This is a genomic window from Halocynthiibacter sp. SDUM655004 (assembly GCF_026015885.1).
Classification (GTDB): Bacteria; Pseudomonadota; Alphaproteobacteria; order Rhodobacterales; family Rhodobacteraceae; genus Falsihalocynthiibacter; species Falsihalocynthiibacter halioticoli.
This window is the reverse complement of record NZ_JAPDUG010000001.1, coordinates 854,402-878,243: the sequence shown is the minus strand read 5'-3', so window position 1 is coordinate 878,243 and position 23,842 is coordinate 854,402. Positions and strand designations below refer to the sequence as shown.

The window sequence follows — 23,842 nt, the reverse complement described above, 5'->3', positions numbered from 1 at the left end:
GGTGCTCGATTGGAAAATTCTAAGAAGTTTGCGGTAGCGTTACTTACAGACGTTTGCGTCTTTACACAAAGCGCCACCTGCAGCGCCAACGGCCGCACCGGTAACCACGTTCCCGCCAGTTGCACTTGCAAGCGCGCCACCTGCAAGCGCACCGACGCCAGCGTTTTGTGCGTTGGTTTCACACCCTGCGACGAAAGCAGTCGCAACAAAAAGGACAACGAGTTTTTTTGCAAGCATTGGTAAGTACCTCTGTTTTTTGGGGCCGTATTTTCTACGCTCCCGGTTATTTTAGGGCCGCTCTGATCAAGCGAAAAAGCGGGCCCAGCCTGGGGATGGCCGGGCCCGACAGGGGAAGGGTAACGCAATAGCTGCGCCATGACAAAACATGCTGTAACACGCGCTGTCATAAGCAATTTCTGCCAAGTGACGTCGGGTCTGGATACCCCAAAAATTGCACGACTCACCGAATGAGCCGGTTTCTGCCGAAAGATTGAAGGGGTAAGCAGGTTCACGCCTAACGTCCTCCCTCGTCGACAAAAATATCGTCAAAATCCGCGCCGAAAACATCCGGAAAGCTCGCCCGCGCGCGTTGTTCGTCGATCTGGAGCATCGCCTCATAGCTGCACGGATCAAACGGATCATCCACAGCAACAACCTCGCGCCCAAAGAGCCAGCTCAACCGTCCCGCATCAAGATTGCCCCGCTCAAACGGCTGATCGCCGAAGTGATGCCAGAGCGCCGCCATGAAGCCAGCGTCCGCGCGTCGATCTGCTGGGCGCCGATCCGCATAGCGCTCACGCTGCGTGATTGCAGTTGCGCCTTTTTTGTTGTCGCGTCGAATGGTGAATTGGAAATCTGTGCCGGGCAAACGACCCGGAAATCCGCGATGCTTTAGCATGGTAAAACCCCTCTTGCTTGTTTGCGCCCGATCCTAGAGCAAACACAGAGGAAGTTCAGTGCGGAAATACCAAAATTTCGGAGATAGTCCGAAGGGGTGGCGGCCCCATGGTGCCCGACCCTGTCGGGCAGTGTGCGAGCAGAACCAAAGCCCTGCCCGCAAGATCTCTTAGTACTTGGACATTGTTGGCTCTTCGACCACTGGCTCAACAATAACCACTTCTTCTTCTTTAGAACAAGCTGCAACAACAACGATGAGGCCGAGTGCTGCAACGATTTTGGCTGTATTCGACATATCTGTCTCCTTATCCAATTGTTATAGCGCGCTTCACAATACGAAACGCGCAGCCATCCCTTTCCCGCGGGAGGGGTAAAACAACGGCTTAACCTCACCTTATCGCAACATCTCACAAATGGAAGCCCGAATTTCACAGTTACTTCACAGGGTTGCGAGTTTTTGCACGGCTCTTGGCCGCAATGGCTCGTTTCATTCTCCAGTTGAACCGCCATTAGTAATCTCCCCAATGACAGATTCCGCTCTCCACAGAGAAGCTCTCGAAGAATTTCGGGATATCTGGCGTAAGCGCGCCGAACTCGGTTGGGGCCTTGGCCACAGAGATCACAACTTCCGCACCATCCTGATATCCCGCTTCGTCCAAACGTGGGATCGCGAACCGATTGCACAGGAACATCAGGTCTTCTGCGACTGCGTCGTAAGACTGCTCTCGGCTCAAGGACGGTGCCACAAATCGAAAATGCGTTGACTTACCATATGGATCGCCCCCACCCAGCGCGCCCTCTGCTTCGATTTGCTGAAGAAATTCAACATCTTGACCAGAAGGAACACGAAGCGGCTCGGCTTCTGCAAGCGCAGAGCCGCCCAGCGTCACAGCCAGTTTGGTAACCGCCGCGCGTGTACAGAGTCCGCAGGTAAGGGCCACTCTAGCCATGTGCAGTCCTCCGCGCGAAACGCTGCCAGCGGCTACGGTTTGCGGGATCGTTCAGAACAGCATTCAAACGCTCTATATGCACTGGCGTTGCAACGCGCGCATCGTCCAAACGCCCCCCTGCCGTGACCATGAGAGCGCCGCCCTCCTCGCGAATTCGCACAACCGGGCGAAACCCGCGCAGCCCTTGCAGTGCCCGCCAGATATCCTGCCGGATTTGCTGCGCCAAACGCCCGCGCGCCATCATCGGCAACTCGGTCTCTGCGGCAATGTCAAACCGCTCGTTTCCATCTCGCGACAGGGTCAAAACGCCGTTTTCGCGCCGGATATGCCATTCATGCCGACTCATCCCATACACTCCACACGCCTCGAAACCGGCACCAAAGTGACCGACACAGCAGAGGAATTATGAGCGGAAGTACGGGTCAATCTCTTGTCCTATAGCGGGATGTTGTCGTGTTTTTTCCACGGATTCTTGAGCGATTTTTTTCGCAGGCTCGCAAAGGCCCGCGCCACACGTTTGCGGGTGCTGTGCGGTACAATCACCTCGTCGATAAACCCACGCTCGGCGGCGACGAATGGATTGGCAAAGCGCTCCTCATAGTTCGCCGTATGCGCGGCAATCTTTTCGGCATCGCCAAGGTCGGCGCGGTGGATAATCTCGGTTGCGCCTTTCGCGCCCATCACAGCGATCTCCGCCGTGGGCCACGCATAGTTGAAATCTCCGCGCAGGTGCTTACTCGCCATAACGTCATAAGCCCCGCCATAAGCCTTGCGCGTGATGACGGTCACCTTGGGCACGGTTGCCTCGCCATAAGCAAAGAGCAGCTTTGCGCCGTGTTTGATAACGCCACCGTATTCCTGACTTGTGCCGGGCAAGAAACCGGGCACATCCACGAGCGTCAGGATCGGGATTTCAAACGCGTCACAGAAACGTACAAAGCGGGCCGCCTTACGAGAGCTATCAATATCAAGGCAGCCCGCCAGAACCATCGGCTGGTTCGCCACGACACCCACGGTGGAGCCTTCGAGGCGAATAAAACCAGTGATGATATTCTTCGCGAAATCCTCTTGGATTTCATAAAAATCGCCCTCGTCCCCGATCTTGTGGATCAGTTCCTTCATGTCATAGGGCGTGTTTGCATTGTCCGGTACCAACGTATCAAGGCTGGCGTCGATCCGATCCGGCGCGTCAAAAAACGGGCGGACTGGGGGTTTTTCGCGGTTGTTCAGCGGCAGGAAATCCACGAGGCGGCGCACTTCGGTCAGGGCCTCCACGTCGTTTTCAAAAGCCGCATCCGCAACGCTTGATTTCTTTGTGTGCGTCCCCGCACCACCAAGTTCCTCGGCGGTGACAACCTCATTGGTCACGGTCTTCACCACATCAGGGCCGGTCACAAACATATAAGAGGTATCTTTGACCATGAAGATAAAGTCGGTCATCGCAGGCGAATACACAGCCCCGCCCGCACATGGCCCCATGATCACCGAAATCTGCGGCACCACGCCCGAGGCCATGATGTTGCGCTGGAACACTTCGGCATAACCGGCGAGGCTCGCCACACCTTCCTGAATGCGCGCACCACCGGAGTCGTTGATGCCAATGACTGGCGCGCCGTTCTGAACGGCCATATCCATAATCTTGCAAATCTTCTGGGCGTGGGTTTCCGACAGCGAGCCGCCGAACACGGTAAAGTCCTGTGAAAATACATAGACCATCCGCCCGTTGATCGTGCCCCATCCTGTCACAACGCCGTCACCGGCGGGCCGAGATTTTTCCATGCCGAAATCGGTACAACGATGCGCAACGAACATGTCGAACTCTTCAAAGCTGCCCTCGTCGAGCAAAAGCTCGACCCGTTCACGCGCGGTTAACTTACCTTTGGCGTGCTGCGCATCAATTCGGCGCTGACCGCCTCCGAGCATGGCGTCTTCACGGCGGGCGAGGAGTTGGGCGTCTACGTCTTTCATCGTCGCGTCCTTTGGGGCAAGATTTGCAAATCGAAATCAGGTTAGCCGTGACGCCGCATTTCCCAAAGCAAATTTCGGCATATTTGCAAATCACTTCGCAAACTTTGATTGCATATTGCAAATCTGCAAACTCCTTCACCACGCATCCCCTCTGGACTTTACGGTATCCGCACCGTAATTCTGTTGCATGAGCAACGATTCTGCGGTTCGGTTTCTTGACCGAACCACCCCCCCTCATCTTCTGACGCTGATCTTATTGGCCGGTCTTTCTGCGTTAGCCATGAACATCTTTCTCCCCTCACTGACGGGGATGGCTGACTATTTCGAGACAGATTATCGCCTGATCCAGCTTTCAGTTGCGCTCTATCTGGGCGTTAACGCGGTACTTCAGGTATTTGTTGGCCCGATCTCGGATCGTTTTGGTCGCCGCCCTGTGATCCTTTGGGGGATCGGCCTCTTTATCCTCGCGACCATCGGCTGCCTTTTTGCGCCCAACGTTGAGATTTTCCTCGCGTTCCGCATGGGACAAGCTGTGATTGTGGCGGGTATGGTGCTGTCGCGTGCGGTGGTGCGGGATATGGTGTCTCAGGACGAAGCCGCCTCTATGATCGGCTATCTCACCATGGGCATGTCGGTTGTGCCAATGATTGGCCCCGCCATCGGCGGCGTGCTTGATGCACAATTCGGATGGCAAGCTAGCTTTGTTCTGATGCTGGCGCTTGGCGTACTGATCTTCTTCCTTGCCTTCCGCGACCTTGGCGAAACGGCGCGCAAATCCTCAAGCAGCATGCGCGAGCAGTTCCGCGAATACCCCGAGCTTTTCGGCTCCCGTCGGTTTTGGGGTTATGTGCTCTGCGCGACCTTCGCTTCTGGCTCTTTCTTTGCCTATCTCGGTGGCGCGCCCTATGTGGCGACGGAGGTCTATCACCTCACGCCCGATCTCACCGGCATCTATTTTGGCGCACCCGCACTTGGATACTTCGCAGGCAACTATGTTTCGGGCAAATATTCGCGCCGTGTGGGCGTTAACAAAATGATCCTCTGGGGCAGCATAATCTGTGCGCTCGGGCTGCTCGTTTCACTACTTATCTTCACATTCACCGCGGGATCAGTTGAAATCTTCTTTGCCTTCATGACCTTTGTCGGGCTCGGCAACGGTATGGTTCTCCCTAACGCCAACGCAGGCATGCTTTCTGTACGACCGCATCTTGCCGGAACAGCCTCTGGCATTGGCGGCGCGATCATGATTGGCGGCGGCGCTGCGCTTTCGGCCTTTGCCGGAACGCTGCTTGGACCAGGAAGTGGTGCGACGCCGCTGATTGCCCTGATGTTCACCACCTCGGCGCTCGGGGTCGTTTCGATTGTCTATGTCTTGCGTCGCGAACAGGAAATCGCCTAGTTTGCAAATCAGGCTGCTCAGGCGGCAAATCTGCAAACTCAGGACGGACCCGCCGAGATGGCAACACAAAAGCTCTATGCCGGTGCAAAGCTGCGCGAAATCCGCACGCGACTTGGCCTGACCCAAAAAGCCTTTGCCGAAAAGCTTGGTGTGTCGCTGCCCTATCTGAACCAGATGGAAAACAACAACCGCCCGATCAGCACAGGCGCAGTTTTGGCTCTCGCCCAAGAGTTCGGCTTTGATGTGACCGAGCTTTCAACGGGCGATGCTGAGCGGATGGTAAGCGATATGCGCGAGGCCTTCGCCGATCCTGTCTTTGCAGACGGAGCGCCACCCCTTGCCGATTTGCGGCTGACGGCCTCCAACGCCCCTGCGCTCGCCCGCGCTTTTCTTGAACTGCACCGCGCCTATCGCCAGAGCCACGAACGCCTAGCGTCACTCGACGAAGCCCTTGGCCGCGAAGACAGCCGTGTTGCGCCCAGCCCATGGGAAGCCGTGCGCGACTTCTTTCACTATTGCGATAACTACATCGATGCCGTTGACCGCGCCGCCGAAAGCTTTGCCACAAGCCGCGACACGCATCTCTCTGTCGAGGACCGCGCCATTCGGCATATCGAAGGCCTAGGCATCACGCTCAAGCAAAGTGATGGCACAGGGCTGCGCGGCTATGACCCAGACAACAAAACGCTCACGCTTTCGCAACATGCGAGCCCATCGACGCGGCGGTTTCAACTTCTGCACCAAATCGCGCTGCTCTCTTATGACGACCTGTTAGAAGCCACGCTCGATTTTGCCCGTTTTCATAGCGAAGAAGCCCGCCAGATCGCCAAGATCGGCCTTGCCAATTACTTCGCGGGTGCCGCGCTCTTGCCCTATGACAGGTTCCTAACAGCGGCCATGCAAACCCGCCACGACCTTGAACTGCTCGCCCGCCAGTTTGGCGCGTCTATCGAACAGGTCGCGCATCGCCTCTCAACTCTGCAACGCTCCGGCGCAAAGGGTATCCCGTTCTTTTTCGTCCGTGTCGATCAGGCCGGAACAATCACCAAACGACACTCTGCAACGCGGCTACAATTCGCTCGCTTTGGTGGGGCTTGTCCGCTCTGGAATGTTCACTCCGCCTTTGAGACACCGGGGCGCTTTCTGCGCCAACTTGCCGAAACGCCGGATGGGTTGCGATATTTCTGTTTGGCGCGGGATGTCTCAAAGCCGGCAGGCAGCTTCAAGGCACCCGTTCGCCGGTATGCCATCGGATTGGGCTGTGAAGTTCGGCATGCAGGGGCGCTGGTCTATGCGGATGACCTCGACCAATCCAACCCCGCATTGTTTGAACCAATCGGGGTCTCCTGTCGGATTTGCGAGCGGCCAAACTGTCACCAACGCTCTGTGCCGCCTCTTGAAAGCCGGTTGGATGTTGACCACAACGCCAGAGGCGTGCTTCCTTACAAAATCATCCCATAAAACTGGGCGCGCGATCAAAGGACAATAAAAATGGAACTCAGCGACACACGTTTGATCAATGCCGACCGCGCAACGGTCTGGGCGCATCTGAACGACCCCGAAACCCTCAAAGCCTGTATCTCGGGCTGTCAGGAACTAACCGGAACGCCAGAAGACGGCTTTCAAGCGGTGGTGAAACAGAAGGTCGGCCCCGTAAAGGCGACGTTTAAGGGCGAAGTTACCCTCACCGATGTAGACGCCCCCAACAGCTATCGCATCTCTGGCGAAGGCAAAGGTGGCGTGGCTGGTTTTGCCAAGGGTGGCGCTTTCGTCACGCTCGCAGATGCCGAAGGCGGCACCGAGCTGACCTATGAAGTTGATGCCAAGGTTGGCGGCAAGATCGCGCAACTCGGCAACCGCTTGATCAACGGGTTCGCCAAAAAGATGACGGAATCCTTCTTTGAGAAGTTTCAAGAGATCGTCGAAGGCCCATCCGAGGATAGCGGCGAGGCATCAGAAGACACCCCCGCCGCATAGGCTGTTTTAGGCAGACAGCAACCGGAAGATTTCATCCTTCAGGGCCATGCGCTTCTTGCGCAGCTCCTGCTCGTGCAAATCATCTGTCGGCTCGATATTGGCCTCTGCACGATGCACATCGCGGTTCACCTGATGGTATTCATCCGCCAGCCGCGCGAAATGGGCATCACTGCTTTTGAGGGCATGGATTTTATCCGCCATTTCGGGGAATTCTTCGGCAAGCTCATGGGGTGTGTTCGACATTCGCGTTCTCCTTTTATGGGTTACACAAAGCTTAGCCCCTCTGCCGGCGGTGGTAATTGACGCGGATCAAGTTTCGGGCGTTTTTCTAAGTATCCGCCCGGGCGCGACGTTTGTTTAGCACCATCTCGCGCCACGCAATAAAACTGACCGAAGCCATGATAAGCGCACCGCCAACCACAACCCAGATATCGATCGGCTCGGCAAAAAACACCAACCCAACGAGGGCCGACCAGATGAGCTGAAGGAAGGTTACAGGCTGGGTCACGGCCATGGGCGCAGCACGGAAAGCAAGCGTCATGGAGTAGTGCCCCGCTGTTGCGAATGCCGCAACGAGCAACAGGCCGAAAAGCTCTTGGAGCGTTGGCGTTACCCAGACAGCGGCGGCAAAAGGGAACAAACCGATTGTCACCGTGAGCGAGAGCATTCCAACAACAACGGTGGGGCTGACCTTGCCGGAAAGCGGCTTGGCCACAAGATAGCTCGCGGCGAAAAACAATGCAGTGCCGATCATTGCGATATGCCCAACCGACACCTCTCGCAGGCCTGGGCGCAGGATAATTAAGCCACCGACGAGCGCCACAACAATCGCGGTAATTCGGCGCAACGCGAGCCGCTCGCCTAGAAATAGCGCCGCACCGATAGAGATATAGACCGGCGCCATATAGTTCATCGCGGTCACCTCGGCGATGGGGATCTTGGTCATGGCAAAGAACCACAAGATCACGCCCAAAGTATGCACCATTCCACGCAGGCCAAACAGGCCGAGCACCGGAGCGCTAAGGCTACCATCTCGCCACGCGCGCGCCATCGCAGGGAGCATCGGCAGCAAAAACACCAAGCCCAGTGCATAGCGGAGGAACGCCGCCTCCGATGCGGGGATACGCTGGCCGTAGTATTTCACCAGCGCTGTAACTGCGACAAAACACAGGCCCGTAACCATCATCCATATTACCCCCTCAAGAGGGCGTACCGTTGGAGTGGAAGAGACTGGTGCGGAAGTTTCCATGGGGTGACTTGACTGCAAACGCCGCGAAGGTTCAAGCGGTAAACAGCAGCAGGTTAACCGCAATCGACCACATGGTAATACCGATGATCACCTCAAGCACGCGCCACGCCGCAGGTTTGGCAAATACGGGCGCAAGGAACCGCGCGCCATATCCAAGCGCAAAGAAAAACACAAAAGACGCCAAGGCCGCACCAAACCCGAAAGCAAACCGCGCATCACCATAAGGCGCGGACAGACTTCCAAGCAGCACAACTGTATCAAGATACACATGCGGGTTGGTCCACGTCAGCGCGAGACAGGTCAGCACCGCCTTGAGCGTAGACTGCGTTGCGCCGTTTTCTGTCTCTAGAGACTCGCCGCCGCGCCACGCCGCCCGAAACGAAAGCGCCCCATAAACAAACAGAAACGCCGCGCCGCCGTATTTGAATATCGGCAATACACCCGGCAAGACGCTTTCGACCCATTCAAAGGCAAAAACACCAACTGTCACGAGGATCGCATCCGAACAGGCGCAAACCAGCACGACGGCCAAAACATTAGCCCGCCGCAGCCCTTGGCGCAGCACAAACGCATTCTGCGCACCGATCGCCATGATAAGAGTGAGCGAGGTTAGGAAGCCCGTAAAGACAACGGAGAACGGAATAGAAGAAAGCACGAGAAATCAGGCTCCTGAATGTTGACGTGCCGCTGTTGCTATTCATTTCAGTTTGATTAGTCTAATTAAAGATTCTTGATCTGGATTAGAGGTTCTTAATTTGCCCGACACACGTTCTCTTATGGCGCTTGCCGCCGTTCTGCGCACAGGTTCATTCGAATCCGCGGCCCATGAATTGAGCGTGACCCCCTCGGCGATTTCGCAACGGATCAAAGCGTTGGAAGAAGAGATCGGTGCAGCATTGATCAAGCGCGGCCCGCCCGCAACCGCCACACCCACAGGCGCGCGCCTACATCGCCACGCGGAGGAAATTGCCCTACTGGAGAGCGCACTCGCTAAGGATTTGGGCAAAGCTCCTGCCGCCTCGCATATCAAAATCGCCACCAGCGCCGATAGCCTCTCGACTTGGTTGCTCCCTGCGCTTGCCGGCCAGGATGATTTGTTCTTCGAACTTGTGGTGGATGATCAGGACCACTCCGCCGACTGGCTTCGACGCGGTGAGGTTCAGGCCGCGATAACCGCACACCCAACACCCGTTCAAGGCAGCGATTGCGTGGCGCTTGGGAATTTTCGATACATCGCCTCGGCAAGCCCCGCTTTCCTGCGACGCTATTTCCCAGATGGCGTTACCGAACACGCGCTCGAGGCCGCGCCTGCTCTGTTGTTCAACACAAAAGACCGGCTGCAAATCCTTTGGGCCAAGCGGCAATTCGGGCGGGCCCTGCGATTTTCAAGCCATCAACTGCCCTCGTCCCGTGGGTTTGTTGATGCCGCGCTGCTTGGCATGGGCTGGGGCATGAACCCAGAGCCGTTGATCCGCGATCATTTGGCGAAGGGTACACTTGTGCCGCTCATTCCGGAGACGCCGTTGGATGTTCCGTTGTTCTGGCAATGCAACCGCCGCATCGCCCCCGCCATAGCGCCGCTGACACGCGCAATCAGAGATGCTGCGAAAGGCGCGCTGCAGCCGCCGTCATAACCGTCAAACAAAAACGCCGCGCTCTATCAATGAGCGCGGCGCTTGAATTTTCCGGTCTGAACAGCGTTTTAAAGCTGCGCCATAACCTCGTCAGACACTTCGAAGTTGGCAGTGACACGCTGGATGTCGTCGTCATCTTCGAGGGCGTCAATCAGCTTCATCAGCTTTTGCATACCTTCGAGATCAAGCTCGGTTGTGGTGGTTGGTTGCCAGATCAGCTTGGTGCTTTCGCTTTCGCCCAACTCGGCCTCAAGCGCAGTAGAGACGGCGTTCAAATCCGTATCGGCGCAAATGATGGTGTGGCCATCTTCGGTGCTTTCGCAATCTTCGGCACCCGCTTCGATCGCGGCCATCATTACCGTGTCGGCATCGCCCGCGTCGGGGCCGTAGACAACCTGACCTTTGCGATCAAACATGAAGCCCACGGAACCGGTTTCACCGAGGTTGCCGCCATTCTTGGAGAAGGTCGAGCGCACGGTTGACGCGGTGCGGTTGCGGTTATCTGTCATGGCCTCGACGATCACGGCAACGCCGTTTGGGCCGTAACCTTCGTAGCGGATTTCTTCGTAATCGTCGCCCTCGCCCGCAGTGGACTTTTTGATGGCGCGTTCAATCACATCTTTCGGAACGGAGTTTGATTTGGCCTCTTTAACGGCCATACGCAAACGGGGGTTTTTCTCTGGATCAGGGTCGCCCATTTTGGCGGCCACAGTGATCTCTTTGGAAAGTTTGCTAAACAGTTTGGAGCGTGCTGCGTCCTGCCGCCCTTTGCGGTGCTGAATATTTGCCCATTTGGAATGGCCAGCCATGTGTGCCTCTTAGGTTCAATCTCGGTTAGGTGGCTTATAGGCCAGCGCGCGCGTGTTCTTCAAGGGGCCGATGCCCCCGCAACGTCGATAGCGCTCTTAGAGCGGCCAGATAAGCGGAATAAGCAGCGAAGCCAGTATCCCAATGGACAGGTTGAGCGGAATACCCACGCGCAAGAAATCGGTGAATTTGTACCCGCCCGGACCATAGACCAGCATATTGGTTTGGTAGCCGATGGGGGTCGCAAAACTCGCCGATGCCGCGACCATCACCGCCACAACCAGCGGACGCGGATCAATGCCAAGTGCTGCGGCCAGCCCGATTGCAATCGGCGTCACCACCACGGCAACCGCGTTGTTTGAAACGAGTTCGGTCAGCACCGACGTGAGCAAGTATATCGCCCAGACGATGAGGAACGGTGGTAGCATTTCCAACCCAGGCGAAACCGCATCTACGATGAGTTGCACCGCACCAGAAGACTCGAGCGCCGCACCAATGGCCAGCATCGAGAAAATCAGCGCCAACAAGCGGCCATCGATAAAGCCAAAGGCCTCATCCGCATCAATGCAGCGCGTCAACAAAACAACCGCCACCGCCAAAACAGACAGAAGGAAGATCGGCGCAACACCAAAGGCGGCCAGCCCGACAATCCCCACGAGCGCACCAACAGCCACCGGCGCATGACCACGTCGAAATGCTCGCGCGGAAGGGTGTGAAACATCGGCCAGACCAAGATCGCTGGCCATACGGCCAATATCCTCGGGTGCGCCTTCAAGCAGGAGCGTATCCCCCACACGGACGACAAGATTTTCAAGCTGCTGGTGGCCGATATTCTGGTTTCGGCGGTGCATGGCCAGCGTATACACGCCATAGCGACGGCGCAGGCGCAGCGACCCAAGCGCGCGGCCCACGATTTTACAGTCCGGTGTAATCAACACCTCAACCGTCGTGGTTTCAACGGCGGAAAGCTGATCAACACGCTTTAGAGATTTATTGCGCTGAAGCGACAGAAGCTCGGTCATTTCAGTACGCAAAACAACGCGATCCCCAACCTGAAGCACCACATCGCCCATGTTTCGCCGCAGGGATTCATCGCCGCGCAAGACGTCGATCAATCGCACGCCTTCGCGCTTAAACAGCTGCACACCAGAAACCTCGCGGCCAATCAGATCGCTATCTGGCGGGATGGCCGCCTCGGAGAAGAACTTCTTTTTGGAGCGGTCCGAGAGCAAGCTCGCCATGGAATCCCGATCCGGCAACAAACGCGGCGCGATGAAACGAAGGTAGATCATACCCCACGCCACAATTGCGATCCCCAGCGGCGTAACCTCGAAAATGGTAAAGGCCGGCAACCCATTGGCGCGCGCAACACCATCCACGAGCAAGTTCGTCGACGTCCCGATCAGCGTGAGCGTGCCGCCCATGACCGCCGCGTAGGACAGCGGGATCAGCAGTTTGGATGCCGAAACATTGAGCTTTTTGGCGAGTTGGATGAACACAGGGATCATCACAACGACCACCGGAGTGTTGGACACAAAGGCTGAGGCAATCACAACAAATGCAATCATCAGCGCGATAGAGACTTTTGGGTTTGTCTCTACGTTTTTCTCGGCCATCTGGGTGAACCATTCAAGCGCACCCGTCCGCACAAGCGCGCCCATGACAATAAACATCGCTGCAATGGTCCAAGGCGCAGGGTTCGACAAAACCGCCAATGCCTCGTCATAGGGGAGAATTCCAAGCACCAACAGCGTGGCAACGCCCGCTATCGCGACGACTTCGGTCGGGTAGTGCTCGCGCAGAAACAGAACGAACATGACCCCGACAACACAGAGGGCAAGAATAGCTTGCCACGTCTGGGAAATTTCAAACAGCACCATGATTTGGCCGCGCCTCTTTTAGTCGATCAATCATTGCCGAATGTCATTGCGTTGTACAAGTGCTGGTTTGATCGCGCAGTGTTTCAGGGAGATTTTTCCGTTACTTGGGCGAAGACGGCTCAAGTCTTCCGCCCTCACGCACCATAGACACAGTTTTTGCAAGCCCCGTGCGATCGTCGGTTTCAACGAATAGCCCAGACAGCGTTGCTTCTTCGGTGGCGGGGGTGAACCGCCCCTTGCCCATCCCGGTGATGAAGCGGCGCATCGGTTCGGCCTTTTCCATTCCGATGACAGAGTTGTAATCGCCGCACATGCCCGCGTCGCTTTGGAATGCGGTGCCTTTGGGAAGGATCTGCGCGTCACCTGTGGGAACGTGGGTATGCGTACCGACAACAACACTCGCGCGACCGTCGCACCAATGGCCCATGCCCATCTTTTCGCTGGTGGCTTCGCAATGCACATCGACCAAAATTGCCTGTGCCAGCCCGCCAAGCGGATGGCGTTTCAACTCGGTCTCGATCGCGGAGAATGGATCATCAAAGGCCCGCTTCATAAAGACTTGCCCCAGAACTTGCGTAACCAGAATCTTTCGCCCGCGCCCGCCATCAAACAGCCGCGCACCTTTTCCCGGTGCGCCCTTGGCAAAATTGAGTGGGCGGATGATGCGCGGTTCCTGCTCGATATAGGTGAGCATGTCGCGCTGGTCGAACGCATGATCGCCAAGCGTGATACAATCCGCACCTGCCTCAAGCAGCACCCGCGCATGAGCCGCCGACAGCCCCGCACCAGAGGTGGCATTCTCGCCGTTGACCACAACGAAATCCAACCGCCACTTCTCGCGCAGCCCTTTGAGCCGCTCTGTTATTGCTTTGCGTCCAGAGCGGCCAACAACATCGCCTAAAAACAGTATTCTCATCGAATTTCGTACTTTCTAAACTCTAACGCACACCCCAAGAAATCGTTCCAAATTTGGAAATTTACGGGAAATGGCGTATTTTTTCGTCCGTAACCATCACATCAAGCCGCTGATCCGTGGGCTCACACGGGATTCGCTCAAAATACTGCGCTTCAAAGGCAAAGCCGATCGCGATGGCGTTTCCTGCCGCGCGGAGCTCTTCGAGCGTCCGATCATAAAACCCGCCGCCGTAGCCAAGTCGGTTGCCCGCAGCATCAAACGCCACCAGCGGCACGATCAGAACTTCGGGCGTCACATACTCGGGCTTTGCCGGGATCATTGCACCAAATTCGCCGCGCGTCATTTCTGTATTTTCGCTCCAAAGCGCAAACTTCAGCGGCGCCCCTTTGGCTTGAATCACCGGCACAGCAACCGGACCATCGTGGGCGCGCATTTCAGGCAGCGGGTTAATCTCTGTTCGGATCGGCATATAGCCCGCCAGCACTTTGCCCGCATGAGGCGCAAGCACCTCGGCCAACCCGTTCGGCGGGGTCGCGCCCAAACGCGCACGCGCCTCGGCTCGACGCGCGAAAGCCCGCTCGCGCAGATCAGCCTTATCCAGAACCACGCTCATAGGAGGAAGGCCGATGCAAGGCCAAGAAAGGCCAAGAAGCCCGCGACATCAGTAACGGTCGTTACAAATGTGCCCGAGGCCAGCGCAGGATCGATACCGATCTTATCCAGCACAACGGGGACGCCAACACCAACGATACCCGCGACCACAAGGTTGATAACCATCGCCGCGGCAAGCACCATCCCAAGGGCGCCGCTCCCGTACCAGAAGTAACCGACAAGCCCCATCAGAAACGCAAAGAGCAAGCCGTTGATAAGCCCCGCAAGCGCCTCCCGACGCAAGATGCGCCATGAGTTGCGCGAGGTAAGGTCTTTGGTCGCGAGCGCACGCACCGCAACGGTGAGGCTTTGTGTTCCGGCGTTTCCGCCCATAGACGCGATGATCGGCATGAGTACCGCGAGCGCCACGATCTGGGCGATTGCATCCTCGAACTGGGCAATCACCGCGGAGGCAAGGATTGCGGTGCCGAGGTTCACTGTGAGCCAAGGCGCTCGGCTCTTGGCCGTTTCCCAAATCCTATCCGACAGGCTCTCTTCGCCAACACCGGCGAGGCGCAGGATGTCTTCTTCGTGTTCCTCATCGAGCACGTTCATCGCGTCATCAATGGTGATGACCCCAACGAGACGGTCATCCTCATCTGTGACGGGGGCCGATATCAGGTGATATTGATTGAATGCATAGGCGACGTCTTCTTCGGGTGCTGTAGCAGGGAATGTGCGGAAACTTTCCTCGATCAAATCCACAAGCGGGGTTTTGCGCGGGGCGCTCAACAGTTTGCCGAGCGTAACATATCCCACCGGCCGCATCCGCGGATCAACGAGGATCATGTGATAGAACTGCTCTGGCAATTCCTTGCTGTTGCGCAGGAAGTCAATCGCTTGCCCGACGTTCCAATGCTCCGGCCCCATGACGACCTCGCGCTGCATAAGGCGGCCCGCACTTTCCTCCGGATAGGAAAGCGCGCGCTCGGCGGCAACACGGTCGCTATCGTCGAGGGCGTCAAGAATGGCATCCTGTTGCGGCTTTTCGAGGTCTTCAAGAAGGTCGACAACGTCATCAGACTCAAGATCGCGCACCGCGTCGGCTAGCTCGTCAGGCGCGAGCGCGTCGATCACCTCTTCGCGCAAGCCTTCGTCAAGTTCGGAGAGGATATCGCCATCAATCCCCCCACCCCAAAGCTGGACAAAATCGCGCCGTGTGCTTGGGTCGATCTGTTCGAGAATATCAGCAACGTCGGCCGCGTGAAGCGGATCAATCAGCTTCGCGAGTGCGGCGGCGTCTCCGCTACGAACGGCGCCAAGAACCTGATCGACTGTCTGGTCGTCAAGGCCGAATGTCTCTTCGTCCGTGGCTTCGGACTCGCGTGTCTGCTCGGTCATCTGAGACTCCGTTCGCTGCTTCGCGCAGCATAGAATGGGCGCGCAAAAAGAAACAGGGGGAAAGGCAGATTTACCTTTGGAAAATGAGGGGCTATCCTCAACGCTTATGCGGTGAAAGGGATAGATATGGAACTCTTGCGCGGACAGGTTTTATGGTTCGACGGCTCCCCGATGAATGGAAACATCGAGGCAGCGGCCCGCCACATCACCCATGGCGCCATCGCGATTGACAGCGGCAGGATCCTTGCCGTCGGAGAGGCCGACACGCTGGCGGCGCAATACCCCCACGCCGAGAGTTTCGACTATAAAGATCATCTGCTGACCGCCGGATTTGTCGATGCGCATGTACATTACCCGCAGACCGCGATCATCGCGAGTTGGGGCAAACGGCTGATTGATTGGCTGAACACTTACACGTTCCCCGAAGAGATGCGGTTTGGAGATGCGGACTATGCCGCCGAGATTGCCGCCCGCTATCTTGATCTTGCGCTTGCCAATGGCACCACCACAGTCGCCAGCTATTGCACCATCCATCCAGAGAGTGTTGACGCTATTTTTGAAGCGGCCGAGGCGCGGCAAATGCGGATTGTGGCGGGCAAAACCTGCATGGATCGCAACGCGCCCGCGGGCCTTTGCGACACACCGCAATCTGCCTATGACGACAGCAAGCGCCTGCTTGAGAAATGGCATGGCAAAGGGCGCGCGCACTATGCGATCACACCGAGATTTTCGCCGACGTCCACGCCAGAACAGCTGGAAGCGCTCGGTGCACTTTGGGGGGAGCATCCCGAGGTTCTCATGCAAACGCATCTTTCGGAGCAGGTAGATGAAATCGCGTGGGTCAAAACCCTCTTCCCCGACGCACGAGATTACCTTGATACCTACGAGTATTTTGGTTTGCTCAAGAGCGGCGGGCTTTATGGCCATGCGATCCACCTTGAGGAACGAGAGAAATCGCGGCTGCTTGAAATGGACGCCAGCCTCATCCATTGCCCCACGTCGAACACCTTCATCGGCTCCGGCCTCTTTGACATGAAGGGCCTTGCGGCGGATGGGCACCGGATAGGACTGGCGACGGATACGGGGGGCGGCTCAAATTTCTCAATGCTGCGCACAATGGCTGCGGCCTATGAGGTTGGGCAGTTGAACGGGAGCCCTCTACACGCTGCGGAGCTCTATTGGTTGGCGACAGCAGGTTCGGCCAAGGCGCTTCATCTGGATGATAAGATCGGCAACATCGCTCCAGGAATGGAAGCTGACATCATCGCGCTTGATCTGGCCTCAACTCCGGCGATTGCCCAGCGTTCGGCGCGCGCAGAAGATATTTGGGAAAGTCTCTTTGCCACCATCATGATGGGAGATGACCGCGCGATCTCTGATGTTTGGGTGTCAGGCCAGCGACGTGCGCTGACCTGATTTTTGACTTATCAGCAGGGGCGACCGGCCAATACCATTGCCCAAGACTGGCCCGATCCGGCCATGCCGAATTCAGTGACTTTCGAATTGAGAATATTTGCGCGATGCGGCGGAGATTGCATCCACCAATCGATTGCGCCGATACCGCCGCGCTCTCCTCTATAGGCGTTTTCGGCAAGGACGCGTGCGCAATATCCCGTAGCCTCAACGCGGTCTTTGACGGTCGAACCGTCAGTGCCGGTGTGCCCTACAAAGCCATTCGCGTTCATGTCTTCGGCAAGCGCAAGAGCGGCTGCATCAAGTTGCGCATTTGAAGTCAGTTCAGGCAGGCTCGCATTTCTGCGCTCGAAATTCACGATGTCCTCAAGCGAAACAGCAAGGTCGTTACCACCACCCGCCGTTACCACTGTTGTTTGCTCAGAGCAGGCTGCCAGCATGAATGCCGCCGCGGCCGCGATCGCACCAAATTTGATTTTCATAATCTTCCCTCGTCCAATTTTTCTCATTTTGAGCGGAAATTATGGCTACATCAAGTCTTTAGCAAGTTTGTTCTGTTCTTTGATTGCTTGGGGCAAGTTGATGGTCTGCATTTCGCCATCACGTACGATCTGCTTTCCTTCGACAAAGAGGTCGCGCACTTTCTGCGGTCCGGCGAGCAGAATAGCGGCAGGATCCCAACTTCCGGCACTCTCCAACCCTTGCAAATCCCATATCGCGAGATCGGCGCGTTTTCCAACGGCGATTTGCCCGCAATCGGATCGTCCGAGTACTTCTGCTCCACCACGCGTTGCGATGTAAAGCGCCTCGCGGGCACTCATTGCATCGGCACCGTTTTGAACCCGCTGTAGCAACATCAACTGTCGCGCCTCTGCTGAAAGCGAGCCGAGATCATTGCTCGCAGACCCATCCACACCAAGACCGACCCGCACGCCCTGATCGCGCATCTGGCGCACAGGCGCGATGCCTGAACCGAGGCGGCAATTGGAACAAGGGCAATGCGCAACGCCCGTGCGGGTTGCGGCAAAGAGATCAATCTCGGTCGCGTCGAGTTTGACGCAATGAGCGTGCCAGACATCCTCGCCCAGCCAGCCAAGATCGCGGGCATATTCGCCAGGGCGGCAGCCGAACTTTTCTAGGGAATAGGCGATATCTTCGTCGTTTTCGGCCAAATGCGTGTGGAGCATCACGCCCTTATCGCGCGCAAGAAGTGCAGCTTCACGCATGAGGTCTGTGCTGACGGAAAATGGCGAACACGGCGCTACACCCACTCGCAGCATCGAGCCGTCGCGTGGATCGTGGTGAGCATCGATCAGCCTGATGCAATCCTCGAGAATAGCGGCCTCATCTTCAACCAACGCATCGGGTGGCAGACCGCCTTTGCTCTCGCCGATCGACATCGCGCCGCGTGTGGGATGGAACCGCAGCCCGACCCGCTGCGCCGCCTCGATCGAGTCTTCAAGTCGCGCTCCGTTGGGGAAGATATACATGTGATCCGAGCTAAGCGTGCAGCCGGATAGCGCCAATTCAGCAAGGCCAATAACCGCGCCAGAATGCATTTCGCGCGGTCCAAAACGACCCCAAATAGGATAGAGCGACTGCAGCCAGCCAAACAGTAAAGCATCTTGGGCCGCAGGAACCGCGCGGGTCATCGTTTGATAGAGATGATGGTGCGTATTCACCAATCCAGGCGTCACGAGACAACCGTCTGCGCGATGTACGGCAAGTCCTTCGGCTTGTTCGCCCTGCAAATGCGCCCGTAGATTTGGGCCGACGGCTTGAATCACCCCGTCCCTTACATGGATATCGCAATTCGCAATTTCGCTGCCCGCATCATCCATGGTGAGGGCAAGAGTCGCGTTTTCAATCAAGATGTTTGTCATAGGTCTCCACACAATTCTGCCCAATTCGGTGCCATTTGGCGGTTGTGTGAAGCGTATCAGCAGAAAAGGGCAAAGGACCTGATACGAGCGCAAGAATATCACGCAGGCATCTGGAATCAAGCTTCGCGGATGTGGATTAGGCGTCTGAGAGCAGAAGGAGCGCCGCAGCATGCAGCTCTGGCGTTGCGGCAGCAAGGACACGTCCACCGTTGTGCGCAGGCTCTCCCTTCCAATCCGTCACAACACCACCGGCAGCTTGGATAACCGCGATGGGAGCTTGGATGTCATAGGGCTGTAATCCCGCCTCGATCACCAGATCGATCTGACCTGCGGCAAGAAGTGCATAGGCATAACAATCCATGCCGTAGCGCGTTAACTTCACTTCGCGCTCGACCTCGCGAAAGGCTGCGGCCTCTTCGAATGTCCCGACTTCTGGAAAGGTTGTGAACAAGGTCGCATCAGACAGCCGGCTGACGGAGGACACGCCCAATCCGCGCGCCCAATGTGGCCCCTGCATCTTTGCTAGCCCGAAACCACCGCGAAATCTCTCGCCGATGTAGGGCTGATCGATCACGCCGAAAATCGGGCCGTTCTCATCAGATACCGCGATCAGAACGCCCCATGTAGGCGTTCCAGAGATAAAACCCCGCGTGCCATCAATCGGGTCCAGCACCCATGTCAAACCAGAGGTGCCAACCGTGACCCCAAACTCCTCGCCCAAAATAGAGTCCTCGGGGCGTTTTTCGGCAAGGATTGCGCGCATGGATTTTTCGGCTTCGCGATCAGCCACGGTAACGGGATCAAAGCCCTCGTCCCACTTATTCTCAGTTGCCAGCTCTCCGCCTCGGAAATACTGAAGGGTCACCCGCCGCGCGGCGTCGGCCATAAGCTCGGCTGTTTCCCTAATCGAGGTGATGTCTGCTTGTGAAAGGTCCATGATCGCCTCGTTCTCTACTCGGGTTTGGATGCCGCCTTGATAGGACAGACCCTCAACCGCGCGCAAGCCGCGAGCCACCCTTCCCTATCGTGCAGGCAACAAAAAAGCGCGCTATACAAGAGCGCGCCTTTTCGCTTTTCGATCCGTCTAATTAGGCAACGTCACTCAATACACGTGCCAATTCGAACAAACGACGTCGCTGATTCTCGGGAATCGCATAGTAGGAGCGCACGAGCTCAAGCGCCTCCTTATCGGCCATGAAATCACCACGAACCGTTGTTTCCTTAGCTTCAGAGCCGGACTTGCCGCCCAACCCTTCGAAAAAGAAACTAATCGGAACCCCCATAGCATCCGAAATATCCCAAAGACGGGAAGCGGAAACACGGTTCATTCCAGTTTCATACTTTTGAATTTGCTGGAATTTAATTCCAACACGTTCTGCGAGTTGCTGTTGGGTCATGCCTACCATCCATCTGCGATGGCGGATACGTTTTCCAACGTGTACGTCTACCGGGTGTTTCATTTTTACGCTCCACTACTTTAAAACACGCGAATAAAGCGAAACGAATATGATGCCAACAACTTAGAGCACCAATCAATGTTCACCACATTCACGTCACTACGCTTACCGTTCTATTATTACGTGTATTTGTGGGAAATCACCACCGCTTTTTCTTGTATAAGGTTAACTGTTTCGTGATCTATGCACCTAAAACGTGTTTTTGTTCTTTTCATCAATTGATGAAATTCAATGTTTTTTACTTTTTAGTCAAGAAGATAGGAAACTTCAATCCCGCAACAGGCGACCTAGGCGAACTTTCGCTTAGATTGTATTTCGGTCAATCCAAAGAGGTAACATGATAGGGTACGTTGTAAACGAATTGGGCTCCGCAGAGCTTCAGGACACCCCCAAACCGATTCCCGCGCCAAACGAGGTTCTCATCAAGATGGAGGCCTGCGCGCTGAATTTTGCGGATTTGCTGCTGATCAAGGGCACCTATCAGGAGAAGCCTGCATTGCCCTTCTGTCCGGGCATGGAAATTGCGGGGCGCGTCGTTGACATGGGGGCGGATGTATCCGGCTTTTCGATTGGGGATCGCGTGGCGGGTGTCGCAGGGCACGGCGGCTTGGCCGAATACGCTGTGCTTGAGGCGGCGGCCACTGTCGCGCTGCCAGATGCGGTTGGCTTTGCCGAGGCTGCGGCGTTTCAGGTTGCCTATGGAACATCGCATCTCGCCCTATCCCATCGCGCAAACATCAAGGCTGGTGAAACGCTTTTGGTATTTGGCGCTGCCGGTGGTGTTGGGCTCGCTGCGGTCGAGCTGGGCAAATTGATGGGCGCGCGGGTTATCGCATCGGCGCGCGGCGAAGATAAGCTGGCCATAGCGAAGGCGGCGGGCGCGGATCATGTGATCGACAGCGACGCGCCCGACATCCGAGAGCAGATCAAAGCGCTTGGCGGTGCGGATGTTGTTTATGACCCCGTTGGCGGCGCAGCATTCGACACGGCAATGCGCGTCACCAACCCCGACGGGCGCATCCTTGCTATTGGCTTTGCAAGCGGAACGGTCCCGCAAATTCCGGCGAATATCCTGCTGGTCAAGAACATCAGCGTTATTGGCCTGTACTGGGGCGGCTATCGCAAATTCGCACCGAAGGTTCTTTCGGACAGCCTTAAGACCCTACTCGACTGGCAAGTTGAAGGCCGCCTCACGCCGCACATCAGCCATCAACTTGCGCTCTCAGAGGCCGCTAGCGCGCTCTCGTTGCTCAAAACGCGCAAATCGACGGGCAAGGTGGTTGTGGTTGCATAGCTTCGGTGAACCATCGGATGGCGATAGGCTTGGCGGAGAATTTCGGCGAGGTCTTCGACGACTTTTCCTTTCGCCAACTCCGAAACGAAGAGGTTGATCTTTTTCGATCCAAGATCCGGCAGCGCACCGCCATGACGCACCTGTTCCAGATGCGGCGCCTCCATGCCGTCAAGCACACTGTGTACTGCTAGGTCGGCGGACACGCTGGCCTCAATGGTTCGGGTGGAATCTGAATCAACCGCGACCTCCCATGGGATATCGGCGGCATCCAGCCCCTTCTGCGCCGCCGTGCGGAACATACAATTGGGCTCAAATGCCAGACGAAGCGGGCGCTGCCGCCAAGCAACGCCATTGGGCGCGCCAACCCAGACAAGACGCCGCTCCACAAGCGTTTCCCCGCCTGTGTCGCATCCATCCTCTGTGGTCAGGATCATGTCGGCTTCGCCCCGCGCGAACTTCTCCTTGAGCTTCACCGTCACCGAAGACAAAAGCTGCACGCGCATGCGCGGATATTCCGCAGCGAATCTCTTCAGCACTTCAGGGATCGCGGGATAGACAATGTCATGCGGCACCCCCAGAACGATCTCGCCCTCATAGGCCTGATCGGTCATCCGCGCGAAGATCTCATCATTCAGATCAAGCATCCGCCGCGCATAGGTTAACAGACGCTCGCCCGTTGGCGTAAGCGCGATCGTTCGCGCGCTGCGATCAAGAAGCTCAGCGCCGAGCGATTCCTCCAGCCGTTTGAGCTGCATCGACACCGCCGACTGCGTGAGGTTGAGAAATCCAGCGGCGCGCGTCACCCCGCCAGAATCGGCGACGGCCACAAATGATCGCAGGGACGTTAGATCGAGATTACGCGGCATATCACAATCCTTGATGCATAACTAAACAAACATTCATTTCACAAATATGACATGCGCCGCCATATACATCAACGAAAATGATTCAATTCAATATTCACATCACAAAATCCGAAAGGAACTGACATGACACAAGCTCTTTCATCCGCCTCCTCCTGCGGATTACCACGCAGCACATCTTTTGCAGCAACACTGCGCCAAGCCTTCGCGGTTTATGCACAGCGCCGGACACTCGCCAAACTCGACACAGACGCGCTTGACGACCTCGGCCTGAGCAGAGCAGAGGCGCAAAAAGAAGCAAACCGCGCGTTTTGGGATTTTTAGGCCCTCGAACACCCCCAAAAAGCGCCCTTTTCACAACCACTTCGCTTTTTTGCTAAAACACCTCCGGTTGAACTTGAAATTTAGCCCGCCATTACCGATATTTGAGGCAACGGCGGGCATTTGCACGCCTCAATCTTATTCCCAACCGGAGGAACGAATGGCACAATTTGGTACAGCCCAGTCACACGTCGGCGCAATCAGCGCAGAAATCGACGCGGGGCTGCGCGCTCATATGAACAAAGTCTACGGCACGATGTCCGTAGGTCTTTTGATTACAGCTTTGGCAGCTTGGGCTATCGCCGGGCTTGCCACAACAACAGACCCTGCTCTGGCGGTCGCTCAAATCAGCGACTCGAAATACCTGACAAGTCTTGGCGCAACGATCTACACATCGGCTCTGCGCTGGGTGATCATGTTTGCTCCGCTTGCCTTTGTGTTCGGCCTTAGTGCCGGGATCGGTCGTCTGTCTGCTGCCAGCGCGCAACTGGTGTTTTATGCATTCGCTGCTGTTATGGGCCTCTCGATCAGCTCGATCTTCCTGATCTACACAAGCGCATCGATCGTTCAGGTCTTCCTCATCACTGCAGTCGCTTTTGCCGGTTTGTCGCTCTATGGCTACACCACAAAGCGCAACCTGTCGGCGATGGGCACATTCTTGATGATGGGTGTTATCGGCCTGTTCGTCGCTATGATTGTAAACCTCTTCCTACAATCTGGCGTACTGCAGCTGGCGATTTCCGCAATCGGCGTTCTGATTTTTGCCGGCCTCACAGCCTTTGACACGCAGAACATCAAGAACACCTACATCGCGCACGCACAATCTGGTGACAGCGAGTGGTTGGGCAAAGCGGCCATCATGGGCGCACTGAGCCTCTACCTCGACTTCATCAACATGTTCATGTTCCTGCTGCATCTCTTCGGCAACCGCGAATAAGAGAG

General features: G+C 56.5%; 27 protein-coding genes. 8 read left to right on the top strand and 19 right to left on the bottom strand.

Translation table 11 applies throughout. The features are described 5' to 3' along the window. Positions 1 to 39: 39 nt before the first annotated feature. The 6 genes from N9C89_RS04360 to N9C89_RS04335 form a co-directional block, all read right to left on the bottom strand. Complete coding sequence (locus N9C89_RS04360; protein WP_263952615.1) at positions 40 to 237, bottom strand: hypothetical protein; 198 nt, start codon at positions 235 to 237, stop codon at positions 40 to 42. Between the two features lie 277 nt (positions 238 to 514). Then, complete coding sequence (locus N9C89_RS04355; protein WP_263952614.1) at positions 515 to 898, bottom strand: hypothetical protein; 384 nt, start codon at positions 896 to 898, stop codon at positions 515 to 517. 168 nt (positions 899 to 1,066) lie between these two features. Next, on the bottom strand, positions 1,067 to 1,192 hold the full coding sequence (locus N9C89_RS04350) for a hypothetical protein (protein ID WP_263952613.1): 126 nt from the start codon (positions 1,190 to 1,192) through the stop codon (positions 1,067 to 1,069). Between the two features lie 214 nt (positions 1,193 to 1,406). Further along, positions 1,407 to 1,847 carry a DUF6497 family protein gene (locus N9C89_RS04345; protein WP_263952612.1) on the bottom strand — a complete coding sequence of 147 codons (441 nt, stop codon included), beginning with the start codon at positions 1,845 to 1,847 and terminating at the stop codon, positions 1,407 to 1,409. Continuing rightward, positions 1,840 to 2,193 carry a hypothetical protein gene (locus tag N9C89_RS04340; protein ID WP_263952611.1) on the bottom strand — a complete coding sequence of 118 codons (354 nt, stop codon included), beginning with the start codon at positions 2,191 to 2,193 and terminating at the stop codon, positions 1,840 to 1,842. The genes N9C89_RS04345 and N9C89_RS04340 overlap by 8 nt, the downstream gene beginning before the upstream one ends. Positions 2,194 to 2,282: 89 nt before the next feature. Further along, a complete protein-coding gene (locus tag N9C89_RS04335) occupies positions 2,283 to 3,815 on the bottom strand; it encodes an acyl-CoA carboxylase subunit beta (protein ID WP_263952610.1) in 1,533 nt (510 codons plus the stop codon). Positions 3,816 to 4,002: 187 nt separating this feature from the next. On the opposite strand from N9C89_RS04335, the gene N9C89_RS04330 reads away from it, so the two are divergent. Genes N9C89_RS04330 through N9C89_RS04320 form a run of 3 tightly spaced genes read left to right on the top strand, consistent with a single transcriptional unit; the run spans position 4,003 to position 7,191 of the window. Beyond that, positions 4,003 to 5,214, top strand: a complete 1,212-nt coding sequence (locus N9C89_RS04330; RefSeq protein WP_263952609.1) for a multidrug effflux MFS transporter — start codon at positions 4,003 to 4,005, stop codon at positions 5,212 to 5,214. A 57-nt stretch (positions 5,215 to 5,271) separates the two neighbouring features. Continuing rightward, complete coding sequence (locus tag N9C89_RS04325) at positions 5,272 to 6,675, top strand: helix-turn-helix domain-containing protein (RefSeq protein WP_263952608.1); 1,404 nt, start codon at positions 5,272 to 5,274, stop codon at positions 6,673 to 6,675. A 30-nt stretch (positions 6,676 to 6,705) separates the two neighbouring features. Beyond that, on the top strand, positions 6,706 to 7,191 hold the full coding sequence (locus N9C89_RS04320) for a CoxG family protein (protein WP_263952607.1): 486 nt from the start codon (positions 6,706 to 6,708) through the stop codon (positions 7,189 to 7,191). A gap of 6 nt (positions 7,192 to 7,197) precedes the next feature. On the opposite strand, the gene N9C89_RS04315 is transcribed toward N9C89_RS04320, so the two are convergent. From N9C89_RS04315 to N9C89_RS04305, 3 genes are all read right to left on the bottom strand, one after another. Beyond that, a complete protein-coding gene (locus N9C89_RS04315; protein ID WP_263952606.1) occupies positions 7,198 to 7,434 on the bottom strand; it encodes a YdcH family protein in 237 nt (78 codons plus the stop codon). Positions 7,435 to 7,519: 85 nt separating this feature from the next. Continuing rightward, positions 7,520 to 8,377 (bottom strand): DMT family transporter, encoded by an 858-nt coding sequence (locus N9C89_RS04310; protein WP_263952605.1) that lies wholly within the window; start codon positions 8,375 to 8,377, stop codon positions 7,520 to 7,522. Positions 8,378 to 8,471: 94 nt separating this feature from the next. Next, positions 8,472 to 9,032, bottom strand: coding sequence for a LysE/ArgO family amino acid transporter (locus N9C89_RS04305; protein WP_263953279.1), 561 nt, complete (start codon positions 9,030 to 9,032; stop codon positions 8,472 to 8,474). 163 nt (positions 9,033 to 9,195) lie between these two features. Here N9C89_RS04305 and N9C89_RS04300 point away from each other — a divergent pair, with 163 nt between their 5' ends. Beyond that, the gene (locus N9C89_RS04300) at positions 9,196 to 10,074 is read left to right on the top strand and encodes a LysR family transcriptional regulator ArgP (protein WP_263952604.1); all 879 of its coding nucleotides are present in this window, start codon (positions 9,196 to 9,198) and stop codon (positions 10,072 to 10,074) included. Positions 10,075 to 10,142: 68 nt separating this feature from the next. Here the strand turns inward: N9C89_RS04300 and N9C89_RS04295 are convergent, their stop codons facing one another. The 5 genes from N9C89_RS04295 to mgtE all read right to left on the bottom strand — a co-directional run bounded on the left by N9C89_RS04295 (position 10,143) and on the right by mgtE (position 15,669). Next, positions 10,143 to 10,883 carry a YebC/PmpR family DNA-binding transcriptional regulator gene (locus N9C89_RS04295; protein WP_263952603.1) on the bottom strand — a complete coding sequence of 247 codons (741 nt, stop codon included), beginning with the start codon at positions 10,881 to 10,883 and terminating at the stop codon, positions 10,143 to 10,145. Positions 10,884 to 10,979: 96 nt separating this feature from the next. Next, a complete protein-coding gene (locus N9C89_RS04290; protein ID WP_263952602.1) occupies positions 10,980 to 12,761 on the bottom strand; it encodes an SLC13 family permease in 1,782 nt (593 codons plus the stop codon). 100 nt (positions 12,762 to 12,861) lie between these two features. Continuing rightward, entirely contained in the window at positions 12,862 to 13,677 is an 816-nt protein-coding gene (locus N9C89_RS04285; RefSeq protein WP_263952601.1) for a TIGR00282 family metallophosphoesterase, read from the bottom strand. 61 nt (positions 13,678 to 13,738) lie between these two features. Next, positions 13,739 to 14,290, bottom strand: a complete 552-nt coding sequence (locus N9C89_RS04280; protein WP_263952600.1) for a 5-formyltetrahydrofolate cyclo-ligase — start codon at positions 14,288 to 14,290, stop codon at positions 13,739 to 13,741. Next, positions 14,287 to 15,669, bottom strand: a complete 1,383-nt coding sequence (gene mgtE / locus N9C89_RS04275) for a magnesium transporter (protein ID WP_263952599.1) — start codon at positions 15,667 to 15,669, stop codon at positions 14,287 to 14,289. The genes N9C89_RS04280 and mgtE overlap by 4 nt, the downstream gene beginning before the upstream one ends. Positions 15,670 to 15,795: 126 nt before the next feature. Between mgtE and guaD the strand changes: the two genes are divergently transcribed. Beyond that, entirely contained in the window at positions 15,796 to 17,085 is a 1,290-nt protein-coding gene (gene guaD, locus N9C89_RS04270) for a guanine deaminase (protein WP_263952598.1), read from the top strand. 11 nt (positions 17,086 to 17,096) lie between these two features. Here guaD and N9C89_RS04265 read toward each other — a convergent pair whose 3' ends face one another. The 4 genes from N9C89_RS04265 to N9C89_RS04250 form a co-directional block, all read right to left on the bottom strand. Then, on the bottom strand, positions 17,097 to 17,564 hold the full coding sequence (locus N9C89_RS04265; RefSeq protein ID WP_263952597.1) for a CAP domain-containing protein: 468 nt from the start codon (positions 17,562 to 17,564) through the stop codon (positions 17,097 to 17,099). Between the two features lie 45 nt (positions 17,565 to 17,609). Continuing rightward, the gene (locus N9C89_RS04260; protein ID WP_263952596.1) at positions 17,610 to 18,965 is read right to left on the bottom strand and encodes an 8-oxoguanine deaminase; all 1,356 of its coding nucleotides are present in this window, start codon (positions 18,963 to 18,965) and stop codon (positions 17,610 to 17,612) included. A gap of 136 nt (positions 18,966 to 19,101) precedes the next feature. Further along, the gene (gene hisN / locus N9C89_RS04255) at positions 19,102 to 19,851 is read right to left on the bottom strand and encodes a histidinol-phosphatase (protein ID WP_394358480.1); all 750 of its coding nucleotides are present in this window, start codon (positions 19,849 to 19,851) and stop codon (positions 19,102 to 19,104) included. A gap of 202 nt (positions 19,852 to 20,053) precedes the next feature. Continuing rightward, entirely contained in the window at positions 20,054 to 20,425 is a 372-nt protein-coding gene (locus N9C89_RS04250; RefSeq protein ID WP_263952595.1) for a helix-turn-helix domain-containing protein, read from the bottom strand. A gap of 334 nt (positions 20,426 to 20,759) precedes the next feature. Between N9C89_RS04250 and N9C89_RS04245 the strand changes: the two genes are divergently transcribed. Then, positions 20,760 to 21,716 (top strand): NADPH:quinone oxidoreductase family protein, encoded by a 957-nt coding sequence (locus tag N9C89_RS04245; RefSeq protein ID WP_263952594.1) that lies wholly within the window; start codon positions 20,760 to 20,762, stop codon positions 21,714 to 21,716. Here N9C89_RS04245 and N9C89_RS04240 read toward each other — a convergent pair. After that, positions 21,632 to 22,582 carry a LysR family transcriptional regulator gene (locus tag N9C89_RS04240; RefSeq protein WP_263952593.1) on the bottom strand — a complete coding sequence of 317 codons (951 nt, stop codon included), beginning with the start codon at positions 22,580 to 22,582 and terminating at the stop codon, positions 21,632 to 21,634. The genes N9C89_RS04245 and N9C89_RS04240 overlap by 85 nt on opposite strands. A 123-nt stretch (positions 22,583 to 22,705) precedes the next feature. Between N9C89_RS04240 and N9C89_RS04235 the strand changes: the two genes are divergently transcribed. Beyond that, positions 22,706 to 22,903 carry a DUF1127 domain-containing protein gene (locus tag N9C89_RS04235; RefSeq protein ID WP_263952592.1) on the top strand — a complete coding sequence of 66 codons (198 nt, stop codon included), beginning with the start codon at positions 22,706 to 22,708 and terminating at the stop codon, positions 22,901 to 22,903. Positions 22,904 to 23,060: 157 nt separating this feature from the next. Further along, positions 23,061 to 23,837: a Bax inhibitor-1 family protein gene (locus N9C89_RS04230; RefSeq protein WP_263952591.1), complete on the top strand. Its 777-nt coding sequence runs from the start codon at positions 23,061 to 23,063 to the stop codon at positions 23,835 to 23,837. Positions 23,838 to 23,842 lie beyond the last annotated feature (5 nt).

Coding starts and splice junctions, on each gene's coding strand:
- N9C89_RS04360 (WP_263952615.1), bottom strand. CDS start 237: ATGCTTGCAAAAAAACTCGTTGTCCTTTTTGTTGCGACTGCTTTCGTC.
- N9C89_RS04355 (WP_263952614.1), bottom strand. CDS start 898: ATGCTAAAGCATCGCGGATTTCCGGGTCGTTTGCCCGGCACAGATTTC.
- N9C89_RS04350 (WP_263952613.1), bottom strand. CDS start 1,192: ATGTCGAATACAGCCAAAATCGTTGCAGCACTCGGCCTCATCGTTGTT.
- N9C89_RS04345 (WP_263952612.1), bottom strand. CDS start 1,847: ATGGCTAGAGTGGCCCTTACCTGCGGACTCTGTACACGCGCGGCGGTT.
- N9C89_RS04340 (WP_263952611.1), bottom strand. CDS start 2,193: ATGAGTCGGCATGAATGGCATATCCGGCGCGAAAACGGCGTTTTGACC.
- N9C89_RS04335 (WP_263952610.1), bottom strand. CDS start 3,815: ATGAAAGACGTAGACGCCCAACTCCTCGCCCGCCGTGAAGACGCCATG.
- N9C89_RS04330 (WP_263952609.1), top strand. CDS start 4,003: ATGAGCAACGATTCTGCGGTTCGGTTTCTTGACCGAACCACCCCCCCT.
- N9C89_RS04325 (WP_263952608.1), top strand. CDS start 5,272: ATGGCAACACAAAAGCTCTATGCCGGTGCAAAGCTGCGCGAAATCCGC.
- N9C89_RS04320 (WP_263952607.1), top strand. CDS start 6,706: ATGGAACTCAGCGACACACGTTTGATCAATGCCGACCGCGCAACGGTC.
- N9C89_RS04315 (WP_263952606.1), bottom strand. CDS start 7,434: ATGTCGAACACACCCCATGAGCTTGCCGAAGAATTCCCCGAAATGGCG.
- N9C89_RS04310 (WP_263952605.1), bottom strand. CDS start 8,377: ATGATGGTTACGGGCCTGTGTTTTGTCGCAGTTACAGCGCTGGTGAAA.
- N9C89_RS04305 (WP_263953279.1), bottom strand. CDS start 9,032: ATGGCGATCGGTGCGCAGAATGCGTTTGTGCTGCGCCAAGGGCTGCGG.
- N9C89_RS04295 (WP_263952603.1), bottom strand. CDS start 10,883: ATGGCTGGCCATTCCAAATGGGCAAATATTCAGCACCGCAAAGGGCGG.
- N9C89_RS04290 (WP_263952602.1), bottom strand. CDS start 12,761: ATGGTGCTGTTTGAAATTTCCCAGACGTGGCAAGCTATTCTTGCCCTC.
- N9C89_RS04285 (WP_263952601.1), bottom strand. CDS start 13,677: ATGAGAATACTGTTTTTAGGCGATGTTGTTGGCCGCTCTGGACGCAAA.
- N9C89_RS04280 (WP_263952600.1), bottom strand. CDS start 14,290: ATGAGCGTGGTTCTGGATAAGGCTGATCTGCGCGAGCGGGCTTTCGCG.
- mgtE (WP_263952599.1), bottom strand. CDS start 15,669: ATGACCGAGCAGACACGCGAGTCCGAAGCCACGGACGAAGAGACATTC.
- guaD (WP_263952598.1), top strand. CDS start 15,796: ATGGAACTCTTGCGCGGACAGGTTTTATGGTTCGACGGCTCCCCGATG.
- N9C89_RS04265 (WP_263952597.1), bottom strand. CDS start 17,564: ATGAAAATCAAATTTGGTGCGATCGCGGCCGCGGCGGCATTCATGCTG.
- N9C89_RS04260 (WP_263952596.1), bottom strand. CDS start 18,965: ATGACAAACATCTTGATTGAAAACGCGACTCTTGCCCTCACCATGGAT.
- hisN (WP_394358480.1), bottom strand. CDS start 19,851: ATGGCCGACGCCGCGCGGCGGGTGACCCTTCAGTATTTCCGAGGCGGA.
- N9C89_RS04250 (WP_263952595.1), bottom strand. CDS start 20,425: ATGAAACACCCGGTAGACGTACACGTTGGAAAACGTATCCGCCATCGC.
- N9C89_RS04245 (WP_263952594.1), top strand. CDS start 20,760: ATGATAGGGTACGTTGTAAACGAATTGGGCTCCGCAGAGCTTCAGGAC.
- N9C89_RS04240 (WP_263952593.1), bottom strand. CDS start 22,582: ATGCCGCGTAATCTCGATCTAACGTCCCTGCGATCATTTGTGGCCGTC.
- N9C89_RS04235 (WP_263952592.1), top strand. CDS start 22,706: ATGACACAAGCTCTTTCATCCGCCTCCTCCTGCGGATTACCACGCAGC.
- N9C89_RS04230 (WP_263952591.1), top strand. CDS start 23,061: ATGGCACAATTTGGTACAGCCCAGTCACACGTCGGCGCAATCAGCGCA.